This is a genomic window from Solidesulfovibrio magneticus RS-1, from assembly GCF_000010665.1.
Taxonomy (GTDB): domain Bacteria; phylum Desulfobacterota; class Desulfovibrionia; order Desulfovibrionales; family Desulfovibrionaceae; genus Solidesulfovibrio; species Solidesulfovibrio magneticus.
This window is the reverse complement of the sequence record NC_012796.1, coordinates 2,563,515-2,576,401: the sequence shown is the minus strand read 5'-3', so window position 1 is coordinate 2,576,401 and position 12,887 is coordinate 2,563,515. Positions and strand designations below refer to the sequence as shown.

The 12,887-nt window shown below is 66.4% G+C and carries 11 protein-coding genes; 9 read left to right on the top strand and 2 right to left on the bottom strand.

The window, feature by feature from the left end; genetic code table 11:
- Positions 1-152 precede the first annotated feature (152 nt).
- From DMR_RS10945 to DMR_RS10930, 4 genes are read left to right on the top strand one after another with little or no spacing between them, the layout of a single operon-like run.
- On the top strand, positions 153-788 hold the full coding sequence (locus DMR_RS10945; protein WP_015860968.1) for a TetR/AcrR family transcriptional regulator: 636 nt from the start codon (positions 153-155) through the stop codon (positions 786-788).
- The gene (locus DMR_RS10940) at positions 785-1,765 is read left to right on the top strand and encodes an HlyD family secretion protein (RefSeq protein ID WP_015860967.1); all 981 of its coding nucleotides are present in this window, start codon (positions 785-787) and stop codon (positions 1,763-1,765) included. The genes DMR_RS10945 and DMR_RS10940 overlap by 4 nt, the downstream gene beginning before the upstream one ends.
- Positions 1,762-2,685: an ABC transporter ATP-binding protein gene (locus DMR_RS10935; protein WP_015860966.1), complete on the top strand. Its 924-nt coding sequence runs from the start codon at positions 1,762-1,764 to the stop codon at positions 2,683-2,685. The genes DMR_RS10940 and DMR_RS10935 overlap by 4 nt, the downstream gene beginning before the upstream one ends.
- Entirely contained in the window at positions 2,685-3,827 is a 1,143-nt protein-coding gene (locus tag DMR_RS10930) for an ABC transporter permease (RefSeq protein WP_015860965.1), read from the top strand. The genes DMR_RS10935 and DMR_RS10930 overlap by 1 nt, the downstream gene beginning before the upstream one ends.
- A gap of 74 nt (positions 3,828-3,901) precedes the next feature.
- Here DMR_RS10930 and DMR_RS10925 read toward each other — a convergent pair whose 3' ends face one another.
- Positions 3,902-5,584: a glycosyltransferase gene (locus tag DMR_RS10925; protein WP_015860964.1), complete on the bottom strand. Its 1,683-nt coding sequence runs from the start codon at positions 5,582-5,584 to the stop codon at positions 3,902-3,904.
- 123 nt (positions 5,585-5,707) lie between these two features.
- Here DMR_RS10925 and DMR_RS10920 point away from each other — a divergent pair, with 123 nt between their 5' ends.
- Entirely contained in the window at positions 5,708-6,352 is a 645-nt protein-coding gene (locus tag DMR_RS10920; protein ID WP_015860963.1) for an L-threonylcarbamoyladenylate synthase, read from the top strand.
- 6 nt (positions 6,353-6,358) lie between these two features.
- Here DMR_RS10920 and DMR_RS10915 read toward each other — a convergent pair whose 3' ends face one another.
- Positions 6,359-7,303 (bottom strand): glycosyltransferase family 9 protein, encoded by a 945-nt coding sequence (locus DMR_RS10915; protein ID WP_015860962.1) that lies wholly within the window; start codon positions 7,301-7,303, stop codon positions 6,359-6,361.
- 119 nt (positions 7,304-7,422) lie between these two features.
- Here DMR_RS10915 and DMR_RS10910 point away from each other — a divergent pair, with 119 nt between their 5' ends.
- From DMR_RS10910 to pdxA, 4 genes are all read left to right on the top strand, one after another.
- The gene (locus tag DMR_RS10910) at positions 7,423-7,884 is read left to right on the top strand and encodes an NUDIX domain-containing protein (RefSeq protein ID WP_015860961.1); all 462 of its coding nucleotides are present in this window, start codon (positions 7,423-7,425) and stop codon (positions 7,882-7,884) included.
- Positions 7,885-8,044: 160 nt separating this feature from the next.
- Positions 8,045-9,502, top strand: a complete 1,458-nt coding sequence (gene glgA, locus DMR_RS10905; RefSeq protein ID WP_015860960.1) for a glycogen synthase GlgA — start codon at positions 8,045-8,047, stop codon at positions 9,500-9,502.
- A gap of 181 nt (positions 9,503-9,683) precedes the next feature.
- Complete coding sequence (gene glgB / locus DMR_RS10900) at positions 9,684-11,615, top strand: 1,4-alpha-glucan branching protein GlgB (protein ID WP_015860959.1); 1,932 nt, start codon at positions 9,684-9,686, stop codon at positions 11,613-11,615.
- Positions 11,616-11,705: 90 nt separating this feature from the next.
- Positions 11,706-12,716: a 4-hydroxythreonine-4-phosphate dehydrogenase PdxA gene (gene pdxA / locus DMR_RS10895; protein ID WP_015860958.1), complete on the top strand. Its 1,011-nt coding sequence runs from the start codon at positions 11,706-11,708 to the stop codon at positions 12,714-12,716.
- Positions 12,717-12,887: the final 171 nt, after the last annotated feature.

Below are 12,887 nucleotides of genomic sequence, written 5' to 3'. Positions count from 1 at the left end.
TTGGGCCGGGGCGTGGTTGTCTCCTGCCGGCCGGCTCACGGATTACACTGCTTTAATCCAAATGGGAAGCGGCGTTCATGTTCCCCTTGACGGTTTGGACGTTCCGGTTTAACCAAAATTTTGAACTAAACGGTTAAGAGAGGGGGCATGCCATGGACGCCGTATCGGACATCGTTTCCCGCATCCTGGATGCCGCCGCCGAGGAGTTCGCCGGCCAGGGGTTTGCCGGGGCCAAGGTCGAGGCTATCGCCAAGCGAGCCGGGGTCAACAAGGCCGGCCTGTATTATCATGTGGGCAACAAGGAAAAGCTCTACGAAGCCGTGATGCTCCGGCTTTTCGGCCAGGTGGCCGGGGCGGTGGAGCAGGCGGCCGTGCCCGGGCTGTCGCCGGGCGAGGCCCTGGCCGCCCTGGCCGAGGCTCTGGCCGGTCTGTTTTCCCGCCTGCCCATGTTGCCGCGTATCATGGCTTTGGAGATGGCCTCGGGCGCGGCCAACATGCCGGCGGCGGCCATGATGGAATTTCGCCGCATTTTCGGCGTCACCCGGGGCATCCTGGCCCGGGGGCAGGAGACCGGGCTGCTGCGGCCGGCCGAGCCGGTTTTCGTGCATCTGACGTTGGTCGGCGGCATGATCGTCTACAGCCTGTCCGAGCCGCTGCGCCAGCGCTTTGCCCAGGTGGCCCAGGCCATGGGAATGCGCACGGACATGCCGGTTGGGGAAATGGGCGCTTTTTTGGCCGGCGTGCTGACCCGGGGGCTGGCTGCGGAACCCAAGGAGGGCGGGGCATGAGAGCATATTTCTGCGCTGCGCTGTGCCTGATGGCCGTGTGCGGTCTTGGCGGCTGCAAGCCTGACGGCCAGACGAGCTATCAGGGCTATGTGGAGGGCGAATTCGTGTATGTGGCCGGCAAGATCGGCGGCCGGCTCGACGAATTGGCCGTTTCGCGCGGGCAGCGTGTGACCCCGGGCCAGCCGCTCTACGTGCTGGAACATGCTTTCGAGGCAGCCGCCCTGGCTCAGGCCCAGGCCGATCTGCGCCAGGCCGAGGCCACCCTGGACGACCGCAAGAAGGGGCTGCGGCCCGAGGAGATCGACCAGATCGAGGCCGATCTGCGCCGGGCCGAGGCTGCCCGCGAGCTGTCGCGGCTGGAATACGACCGCCGCGTCAAGCTCTACGGCAGCGCGGTCATCGCCCAGGAGGAGCTCGACACCTCGCGCACCACCCACACCCGCGACAAGCAGCAGGTCCGGGAGCTGGAGGCCAAGCTGGCCACGGGCAAGCTGCCCAGCCGCATCGACCAGATCCGGGCGGCGGCCGATGCCGTGGACGCGGCCCGGGCCATGGTCGCCCAGGCAAGGTGGAACCTCGACCAGATGCGCCAGTCCGCCCTGGTCGGCGGACTGGTCTACGATCTGCTCCACTACCGGGGCGAGTGGACGGCGGCCGGCAGCCCGGTGGTGGTGCTGTTGCCCGACGCCAACGTCAAGGCCCGGTTTTTCGTGCCCGAAGCCGTGGCCGGGGGCCTTAAGCCCGGCCAGTCCGTCCGCGTGGCCTGGGACGGGGGCGGCGAGGCGGTTACGGCGACCATCAGCTACATCGCGCCCAAGGTGGAATACACCCCGCCGGTCATTTACAGCCAGGGCTTCCGGGAAAAGCTCGTGGTCATGGTGGAGGCGTCCTTTGATCCCGCCGTCGCGCCGCGCCTGCACCCAGGCCTGCCCATCGACGTCTCTCTGGAGCCGGCCATGACAGGGGCCAAGCCGTGAACGCCGGAGTTTCGCCGGCCGTCATCGACGTGACCGGGCTGACCAAGATTTTTGGCCGCAAGACCGTGGTCGATCACATCGACATGCGGGTCAATCGGGGCGAAATCTACGGTTTTCTTGGCCCCAACGGCTCGGGCAAGACCACGTTTATTCGCATGTTGTGCGGGTTGCTGCGTCCCGACGACGGCCATGGCACGTGTCTGGGCTTCGACGTGCGGGAGCAGGCCGAGTTGATAAAGCCTCATGTGGGCTACATGTCCCAGAAGTTTTCCCTCTATGAAGACATGACCGTGCGGGAAAACCTTGATTTCATCGCCCGCATGTACGCCGTGGCCGACCGGGCGGCCGGGGTTGCCCGCACCGTCGAACGCATGAACCTGGGCCGGTTTCGCGACCAACTGGCCGGCACGCTCTCGGGAGGCTGGAAACAGCGCCTGGCCCTGGCCGCCTGCATGATCCACCAGCCGAGCCTGCTGCTCCTGGACGAACCCACGGCCGGGGTCGATCCCATGGCCCGCCGGGATTTCTGGGACGAGGTCCACAAGCTGGCCGGCGAGGGCATCACCGCCCTTATCTCCACCCATTACATGGACGAGGCCGAGCGCTGCCACCGGCTGGCCTACATCGCCTACGGCCATCTGCTGGCCACCGGCACGGTGGGCGAGATCGTGGCCCAGGAAGGGCTTTTCACCTACGAAATAAGCGGCCCCGACCTCTACGGCTACATCGACAAGCTGCGCGGCCTGCCCGGAGTCGAACAGGTGGTGGCCTTTGGCGTGACGCTGCACGTCAGCGGCCGCGACGGCGACGCGTTGGCCGCAAGCCTCGCCCCTTACGGCGCGGCGCCGCTGACCCTGCGGCGCATTGCCTCCAACCTCGAAGAGGTCTTCATCAGCCTCATGCGCAAGGCGGTGTCGTGATGTCCGGCTTCCTCGGCTTCTCCCCGGCCCGGTTCGGGGCCATGGTGTCCAAGGAATTTACCCAGATGCGCCGGGACCGGGTGACCTTTGCCATGATGGTGGGAATTCCGCTTTTGCAGCTCATCCTGTTTGGTTTCGCCATCAATTCCGACCCCAAACAGCTGCCCACGGCCATCCTGGACAACGACCGTTCGGTCTTTTCCCGGGACATGGCCGCAGCCATGAAAAACAGCGACTATTTCAAGTTCACCAAGGAAATCAGGACCGAAGCCGAGGCCGACGAGCTGTTGCGCCTGGGCCGCATCCAGTTCGTCCTGACCATCCCCCAGAACTTCGGCCGCGATCTGGTTCGGGGCGTGCGCCCGGTTGCCCTGCTCGAAGCCGACGCCACCGATCCGGCCGCCACCTCCAACGCCGTGGCCGCCATCCGTCAGGCGGCCACCGACGCCTTCAACCGCGACCTCACCGGACCGTTGCTGCCCCTTCGGGCCAAGGACGGGCCGGTCGATCTGCGGCTGCACGCCCGCTACAACCCCGAGGCCGTGACCCAGTACAACATCGTGCCCGGGCTCATGGGCGTGGTGCTGACCATGACGCTGGTCATCATCACTTCGCTGGCCATCACCCGCGAGCGCGAGCGGGGCACCATGGAGAACCTGCTCATCACCCCGGTGCGGCCCACGGAAGTGCTGCTTGGCAAGATCCTGCCCTATATTGTTGTCGGCTACATCCAGATGGGCCTTATCGTGGTGGCGGCCAGGCTGTTGTTCGCCGTGCCTTTCGTAGGCAGCCTGCCGCTGCTGTTTCTGGTGTCCTTTCCCTTCATCGCGGCCAACCTGGGCGTGGGCATCACCTTTTCCACCATCGCCCAGAACCAGTTGCAGGCCGTGCAGATGTCGTTTTTCTTTTTTCTGCCCTCAATCCTGCTGTCCGGCTTCATGTTTCCCTTTCAAGGCATGCCCCAGTGGGCCCAGTGGCTGGGTTCGGTTCTGCCGCTCACCCACTATCTGCGGGTGGTGCGGGGCATCGTGCTCAAGGGCAACACGTTTGTGGACATCGTGCCGCACATGTGGCCCATCGGGCTTTTCCTGCTCGTGTCGGTGGGGATCGGGATCAAGCGCTACCGCCAGACGCTGGACTAATCGCTCTCCATCAATAGAGGGGTCCGGGGGGATCATCCCCCCGGCGGGGCGCGGGGCAGAGCCCCGATTATTGCCTACACCCCAAGCGCCTCCACAGCCGCAGCCTTCTCCTTTAAATCCTTGCCTAACAGCGCCAAGTTGTCGCGCCACAGCCGGTCGGCGTCGGCGTCGGACACGCAGTATTCGAGCTTGATCTTGTTGCCGAGCACCTGGCTCACTTGGGCCTGGGTCTGGGCCAGGGCCAGGCTCGATCCCTGCTTGTGGCGCACCCGCACGGTCCCGTCGTAGACGCTGGGGAATCCGGCCAGAAAGGAGCGGATGTCACGCTCCAGATCGTCGAACTGGGTGGGATTGAAGCGGATGTCGAAGGGGCCGGCCCCCTGGAGGGCTTCCCGCGAAAGCAGATGGCAGCAGCCCGACACCGACAGGCAGGGCCGCGTGTAGGCGAAAAGCCCGACATCGGCCGCGCCCCGGCAGGGTTCGCAGACAAAAAGCCGCTCCTTGACCTCGGCCATGGACGGCCGGCCCATCTGGGGCGGAAAGAGGTTGAAGTCGGCCGATTGGTGGTCGCGCGGCGGCTCGCAGTCGGTGATGGCGCAACCGATCGCCCCGGTCTGGGGATGCTCCCGGGCCGTGGCCAGCAGGCGCGAGAGCCAGTCGCGTTCGGGAAAAGCGTCGTCGTCGAGAAAGGCGACATGTTGACATGTCGCCACCTCGGGCACGGACAGGAGCCAATTGCGCGCTCCGGGCGCGCCGATGTTGACCGGCAGACGCACGATGACGAACCGGCCGGCCGGGAAAAGGTCGGCGATGGCTTCGAGCATGGCCCCGGTGCCGTCGGTGGAGCCGTTGTCCAGGACCGCAACCGTGGCCTCGCCAAGGTCTGTGGCGGCCAGGTGGGTCAGGCACTCCCGGAAAAGCGCTTCCTTATTCATGGAATACAGGCACACCGCCGCCTCGCCGGCCCGGGCCGGGCGCGGCGTTTCGCGTGTGCGCGACAGTTCGAAGGCCCGAAGTGTGAGGTTGACGTGCTGGGGCAGGACGCGCCGGACGGCCAGACAGGCCGTAAGGGCAGCCGTCCGGTCGCCGAGGCGTTCCTGGCAGTGGGACGCGCCGACCAGGGCAAACAGTCCCCAGGCATCGCCGTCCAGGGCGAGCAGCTTTTCCAGGGCGGCCTCGGGGGAGCGGCGCAGCAAGGCCAATTCGGCCTCCAGGCGGGCAAAAAGCGGCGGCGGCACGACCGGGGCAAAGCCGGCCAGGAGCGCCTCGGCCTGGTCAACATCGGGCAGGCGACAAAGCGCCTGGAAGGCCGGGGCCAGCCGGGCCAGGCCGGCGGTGTTGTCACGGGCGGCGATTTCCAGGTAGCGGATGAGGAGTTCTTGATCACCGCTGGCAGCGATGGCCGCGTAAGAGATCTCGTCGTTGTCCATATTCGGCAGCGACGCCAGCAGGTCGGCCACTGCCGCCGCCTTGGCCGGCAAAAACGGGGCGGCGGCCTGGGTTTGGGCCGTAAGTGCCAGACTCTCCCGGTCAAAAGGGGCGCGCTGGACGGCGTAGGCGAGCAGCCCCTTGGCGGCGGCGGCGCAGTCGGGCTGGCCCGCTCCCTGGGCCAGGAGCAGGCCGGCCAGGGAGCGGCGCAGTTCCTGTTGTTCGGTGGTCAGCGCCCAATAGGGCAGGGCGTCCAGGACGGCTGGCAGAAAATGGGGCGAGGGCGTCGGCAGCGGCGGCAGGGCAGGGCGGCGCGGATCGATGGGCATGGCGGTCCTTTTCCCTTGGGAGCATTGGTGCTAGGTTGCCTTGGCCCATAGCCCGTCCGGGGCGGCAAGTCCAACCGCCGTCTGGCCGGCGCGTCGGGACGCGGCAAACACCAAGGCGCATTCATGCACACGACATCCCTGGCCCGGGCGGCAGCCATCCTGCGCGCCGGCGGTTGCGTGGTCTATCCCACGGAAACCTATTTCGCCCTGGGCGCGCTGGCGGACAACGCCGCCGCCCTGGAGCGCATCGTCGCCGTCAAGGGACGGCCTGCCCACAAGCCCTTGCCGCTTTTGGTCGGAGAGCTGGCCCAGCTCGCCGCGGTCGTGCCGCCGGGCTTTGCCGCCGGACCGCTTGGGGCCGATTTCGGCGAACTGGCCGCGCTTTTTTGGCCCGGCCCGCTGTCCTTGGTGGTCCCGTGCCGTGAAGCGCTGCCCGGGCTGGTCAAGGACGCCGACGGTCGGGTGTCGGTGCGCTTCACGCCCCACGAAACAGCGGCGGCGCTTTGCCGCTTGGCCGGCGGCGCGTTGGTGGCCACCAGCGCCAACGTCAGCGGCGGCCCGCCAGCTGCCACGCCTGAAGCACTGGACCCGGAAGTGACGGCGGCCGTGGACGCGGTGCTGACCGCTGGCGCACCCCCGGCCGGCGGCCCGGCCTCCACCGTGGCCGGCCTGCGCGGCGGCAAGCGCCTGACCATTTTCCGCCGGGGCGCGACGCCGTTATCCGCCCTGAAGGCGGCCGGCTACCTGCCTGAGAACGTCACGAGCTGACCCGTTTCACTTCCCGTATTGACCGGCGCGTGGTCTCGCTACCGTCAGGGCCATAAGCCGTTCCAGAACGGCCTCGTGGCCAACGCCCGCCAGGCAGGGCAGGGGGCGCGGGCAGGCGGCGGCAAAGGCCCCGGACGTTACGACCGCGCAGGGCGCGCAGGCCATCCCCGCCGTTATGACGTCCAGGCCGACCGGACCCCACTGCCGGGGCGAGGTCGGGCCGAAGACCGCCACCCCAGGCACGCCGTGCAGGCCGGCCAGATGCAGGGGGCCGCAGTCCGGCCCCACCACCGCCCGGGCCGCGCGCAGCGCCAACGACAATTCTTCCACCGTCTCGAGCAACATCATGTTGCTTCCGGCCGGGGCAAGGCCGCGTTCCAGTTCCGCCGGTCCCAGAACATAAACCGGGCGCAGCCCGCGCGCGGCCAGCCCCTTGGCCAGGGCGGCCAGCCGGTCCAGGGGCCAGCACTTGTCCGGGTGGCCGGCTCCGGGAAAAAGCAGCACGTCGTCCGTGGTCGGTGCATGGCTTCCGAAAAGCGTTTGGAACATCTCGCGCCAGTCCTCGGCCCAGGGGATACCGTGGGTTTCCAGGGCCTTGCGGTAGTGCCCCCGAGGGCTCTCCAGACTGCCGGGCACGACGCCAGGCAAGAACAGAAAACGGTCGCTTGGCGGCAGCTCCGGCCGAGCAGCCAGGCCGGGGCGGATCACCAGGGTATTGGCCAGGGCCTTGGGCCAGACGGCGGCGGCGAAGCGGGCGTCGAGGGTTCGACGCAGGTCGGGCGGGCAGGGCGCGGCCAGGGGAGCGAGGTAGCCGGCCAGGGACGGACGCACGGCAGCAAAGGCCGCAGCACCCGGAAAACGCCGGACCACCGACAGAAAAGCCGGCCAAGCCAGGAAAAAATCGCCAAGCGCTCCGGCATGTTCCAAAACGATCTTGTCAGGGGGGTTCATTTCGCGTACCCTTGGAGATAGAAAAAGACGTATCTTTATAATTGCTTGAGACTTTTTCGGGAAACCGGGCCGGGCAACCGCCCGCAGACAACCACCGCGTCCGCCTGGAGCATGTGATCATGGCCCTTGTCAAACCCTGCCCGCAATGCGGCCACTCCATCGTCCATTACCGCAATCCCGTGCCCACCGTGGACACGCTCATTCATCTGCCCGGACGCGGCGTGGTGCTCATCGAACGCCTCAATGAGCCTTACGGCTGGGCGCTGCCCGGCGGGTTCGTGGACTACGGCGAATCGGCCGAGGCCGCCGCCATCCGCGAGGCCAAGGAAGAAACCGGCCTTACCGTGGAACTGACGAGCTTACTTGGCGTCTATTCCCACCCCTCGCGTGACCCCAGGCAGCATACCTTGAGCGTCGTCTACATTGCCCAGGCCCTGGACCCCGACGAACTGGCCGCCGGCGACGACGCCAAGAACCTGTCCGTCTTTCCCGTGGGGCAGTGGCCGAAGCCCTTGTGCTTCGACCATGAACGTATTCTCAACGACTATGCCACGCTTTTGAACCGGGTCAAACCGCTGTGAAGCGGCCGCCAGCCAGACAAGGACGCGGCGAAGAACTTCCGCCGCGCCTTGTAGCCCCGAACGCCGCCCGGGGCGGTTGACGGGAGTAACGGACCACATTCCCCACTCCCGCGGATGGCCGTGCGCAAGGGGAAGAGAACCGGCCCTGCCGAGGAGCGCGATGAAGTTTCATCACAAGGTCCTCTTTGTCGCTTCGGAAATGTATCCCTTCTCCAAGACCGGCGGTCTCGGGGACGTCATGGGCGCGCTGCCCAAGGAACTGAAGCGTCAGGGCGTCAACGTCGCCCTGATCGCGCCCTACTACGGCCGCCTCAACCACGGCGACCACCAGCTGCGGCTGATCTATTCCAAATGCCGCGTCGGCTACCCCTGGGCGCCCATCACCGCCGACATCTACACCGCCACCTGCGACGACGTGCCGGTCTACTTCGTCCAGCGCGGCGAATACTTCGACCGCCGGTTCTACTACAACACCCACGACGGCGACTATTTCGACAACTGCGAACGCTTCATCTTCTTCTGCCGGGCCACCATGGCCTGGGCCAGCCGGCTGGACGGCGCGCCGGCCATCGTCCACGCCCACGACTGGCAGGCCGCCCTGGTGCCGGCCTACCTGCACTTCCTGCGTCCGGCAGCGCCCTTTTGGCGCAACACCAAAACCGTCATGACCATTCACAACCTGGCCTTCCAGGGCCGTTTCGCCTCACGGCTGTTCTTCGACTCGGGCCTGCCCAAGGAGGCCTGGGGCCTGGACGGCGCGGAATTCTGGGGTGATTTCAACCTGCTGAAGGCCGGCCTGGCCTATTCCGACATCATTACGGCGGTCAGCCCCACCTACGCCCTGGAGATCCTCTCGCCCCAGTTCGGTTGCGGCCTGGAAGGCATCCTGACCAAGCGCGCCTCGCAGCTGCGCGGCATCTTAAACGGCGCGGACTACACCGTCTGGGACCCCATAAACGACCGCCACCTGCCAAGCGCCTACAGCCCCGACGACCTTTCGGGCAAGGCCGTGTGCAAGCGAAACCTCGTGGCCGAGCTGGGGCTGGACCGCCGGTTCCTCAAGCGGCCAATCCTGGGCTTCATCGGCCGCATCCGCGACCAGAAAGGCATTGATCTGTTGATCGACATCATGGGCCGCGTCATGGAAAAGGACGCCGCCGTGGTGGTCCTTGGCGAAGGCAGCCTCGACTACGAGGCCGTGCTGTTGGACATGATGGAAAATTACCCCGGACGGCTGGCCGTGCGCATCGGCTATACCGAAGACCTGGCCCATCGCATCCAGGCCGGTTCGGACATTTTCCTCATGCCCTCGCGCTACGAGCCTTGCGGCCTGACCCAGATGTACGCCTTGCGCTTCGGCACACCGCCCGTGGCCACGGCCGTGGGCGGGCTGCGCGACACCATCGTGCCCTGGCCCGATCCCGCGGCCACGGGATTCACCTTTTCCGAACCCGACCCCGAACTCTTCTACCGGGCCATTCTCGACGCCCTGGAACTCTGGGACCGCCCCGAAGCCTGGAAGGCCATGGTCGTAAGGGCCATGCGGGCTGATTATTCCTGGGAAAAAGCGGCCAAGAATTACATCAATCTCTACCGGGAGCTTGGAGCCGACATCTGAGCCGCTACGAGGCCGACACGGCATTGCCGTCGGCTCGGTCTTGTGGCGCAACCTGAAGAAATCGAGCGTTGTTTACCGCCTTGCTCGTGAGCGGCGTTGTGCGCTCCGTGAAGGCGACACCTGATCCGACGCGCCGGGACCGCCTGGACCAAGGGCCGTCCCGCCCGCCAAAGGAGTTCCCATGTCCAAAGCCGCCGCTTCGTCCGTGTCGCCCTGCCTGCCCGTGGCCCTGGGCGAACTCGACATCTTCCTCTTCGGCCAGGGCAAACATTGGGACCTCTACCGGCTCCTGGGCGCGCATCCCTACGATGGGCCGGACGGACCGGGCTACCGGTTCGCCGTCTGGGCCCCCAACGCCCGGGCCGTGTCGGTTATAAGCGACGCCAACGGCTGGACCCCCGGGGCTCAAGCCCTGCATCCCGTGGCCGCCTCGGGCATCTGGGCCGGCTGCATCCCGGGTTTCGAGAAAGGCTGGCTCTACAAATTTTCCGTCATCCAGCTAGACGGCGCGGTAGTGGAAAAGGCCGATCCCTTCGCCTTTTGCACCGAAATGCGGCCTGGTGTGGCCGCCCGGGCCTGGGATCTGGACAGCTACGCCTGGAACGACGGGGCCTGGATGAAGCAGCGCCGGGCGCGCGGCCTGCCCCTGACCGATCCGGTGGCCATCTATGAAGTCCATGCCGGCTCCTGGCGCTGGAAAACCGCCGACTACGGCTCGTTCTACTCCTACCGCGACCTGGCCGAGACCCTGGTGCCCTACGTGCGCGACCTGGGTTTCACCCACATCGAATTCATGCCCCTGGCCGAACATCCCCTGGACGAATCCTGGGGCTACCAGGTCGGCCACTATTTTTCCCCGACCTCGCGCTTCGGCACGCCCGAGGACCTGCGCTACTTGATCGACGTCTGCCACCAAAACGGCATTGGCGTCATCCTCGACTGGGTGCCGGCCCATTTTCCCAAGGACGCCTGGAGTCTGGGCCGCTTCGACGGCACCGGGCTTTTCGAGCACGAAGATCCGCGCCAGGGCGAGCACCCCGACTGGGGCACCTATGTCTTCAATTTCGAGCGCCACGAGGTTAAAAACTTCCTTCTGGCCAACGCGCTCTATTGGTTCAAGGAATTCCATCTCGACGGCCTGCGCATCGATGCCGTGGCCAGCATGCTCTACCTCGACTACTCCCGCCGGGAAGGGCAGTGGATTCCCAACAAGTACGGCGGCAAGGAAAACATCGCGGCCATCGAGATGCTGCGCGAGCTCAACGTGGTGGTCCACGAGCATTTCCCCGGCGCGGCCATGATCGCCGAGGAGTCCACCTCCTGGGCCGGTGTGTCGCGGCCGGTCTATACCGGAGGCCTGGGGTTCACCTTCAAGTGGAACATGGGCTGGATGAACGACACCCTGAGCTATTTCGCCAAGGACCCCATCTACCGGGGTTACCACCAAAACCAACTCACCTTTTCCATGCTCTACGCCTTCCACGAGAACTTCATCCTGCCTCTGTCCCACGACGAGGTCACTCACGGCAAAGGCGCGCTCATTTCCAAGATGCCCGGCGACCAGTGGCAGCAAATGGCCAACCTGCGCCTGTTTTTGGCGTATATGTGGGCCCATCCGGGCAAGAAGCTCCTGTTCATGGGCTGCGAATTCGGCCAGTGGAAGGAATGGAACTCCCGGGAGCCCCTCGACTGGGCGCTGATGGATTTCCCCAATCACCAAGGCGCGGCGGAACTGGTGCGGGCGCTTAATGCCCTGCACAAGGCCTATCCGGCCATGCACGACCGCGACAACGACTGGACCGGATTCGAGTGGGTGGATTTGTCTGATTACGCCGCCTCGGTCATCACCTTCCTGCGCAAGGCCCCGGACGGATCGCCGGTCTTGTGGGCGTTCAACTTCACGCCCATCGTGCGCGAGAACTACGCCGTGGGCTGCCGCATCCCCGGGTTCTGGCGGGAGATATTCAATTCCGACGCAGCGCTTTTCGGCGGCGGCAACATCGGCAACGGCGGCGGCGTCATGGCCCGGCCGGCCGCGTACGGCGACTGGCCCGAATACCTCTCCCTGACGCTGCCGCCCCTGGCTGCCGTGGCCTTGACCCCCGAAGGCTGAACATGGACGGGAGGAGGCGCGGCCTCCTCCCCAAACCTCCTGTGCCGGGGGAATCTTCCCACCGGCTGTTGGTGTTGTGGAAGGAAGCCCATGACTGCCCAATCCCCTTTGAAAAACCCCATCCTTCTCACCCTCGGCGACGCAGGCGGCCTGGGGCCGGAACTGGTCTGCCGGCTGCTCGGCGGCCCGGACGCGCCGAAAAACGACCGTCCTGTGGTGCTTGTTGGCCCGGAAACGGCCCTGGTCTGGCACGCCGAGCGCCTGGGGCTGGCCCGGTTCTGGACGCGCCTGTCCGACTACGACGCCGTGGCCGAGGCTGCGCCCGGGATTTATCTGCTGGAGCCTGAGGGCTCGGCCGGGCTGCCGTTGTCCCCTGGCCAGGAGACGCCTGAAGGCGGGCGGGCCGCCGGCGAAAGTCTGGAGCTGGCCCTGGCCGCCCTGGCCGCCCACCCGGATTGGGGACTGGTCACCGGCCCGCTGTCCAAGGCGGCGCTCAATGCCGCCGGTTTCGCCTTTCCGGGCCATACCGAATTTCTGGCCGAGCGTTCGGGCGTGGGGCGCGGCGGCGTATGCATGCACCTGTGCGGCCCGGTGCTGCGGGTGAGCTTGGTCACCACCCATCCGCCCCTGGCCAAGGTGCCGTCGCTGGTCACCTACGATCGGGTGGCCCGCTGTCTGGCCCTGACCTGGGATTACGTTACGCGCCTTGGGGTGGCGGACAAGCCCATTGCCGTGTGCGGCCTCAATCCCCATGCCGGGGAGGGGGGGCTTTTAGGCCGCGAGGATGAGGCGGTGGTGCGCCCGGCCGTGGAGGCGGCCCGGGCCAAGGGCATTTCGGCCGTGGGGCCGCTGCCGGCGGACACGCTTTTTTACCGGGCGGCCCAGGGCGAATTTTCCGCCATCCTGGCCATGTACCACGACCAGGGCCTGCCGCCGCTGAAGCTTTTGCACTTCAAGGACACGGTCAACGTGACCCTTGGCTTGCCCTTTGTGCGCACCTCCGTGGGCCATGGCACGGGCTTCGAGCTGGTCGGCACGGGCAAGGCGGCCGTCAGCAGCCTGGCCGCCGCCCTGAATCTGGCCAAGCGGCTGACGGGGTAACCACGTCTTCCCGCTATCTCCTCTTTGCCCCTTTTGGGGGACCGGGGGCCTCAGGCTCCCGGCCGCCTGAGGAGTCGTTTTGCTGCGGCTCGGGGCGCGACACGAGTGTCGCGTTCACGAAAAACTCACAGGGTATCTCGTAGACAACATGTTGAAACTGTAAATTTTTTC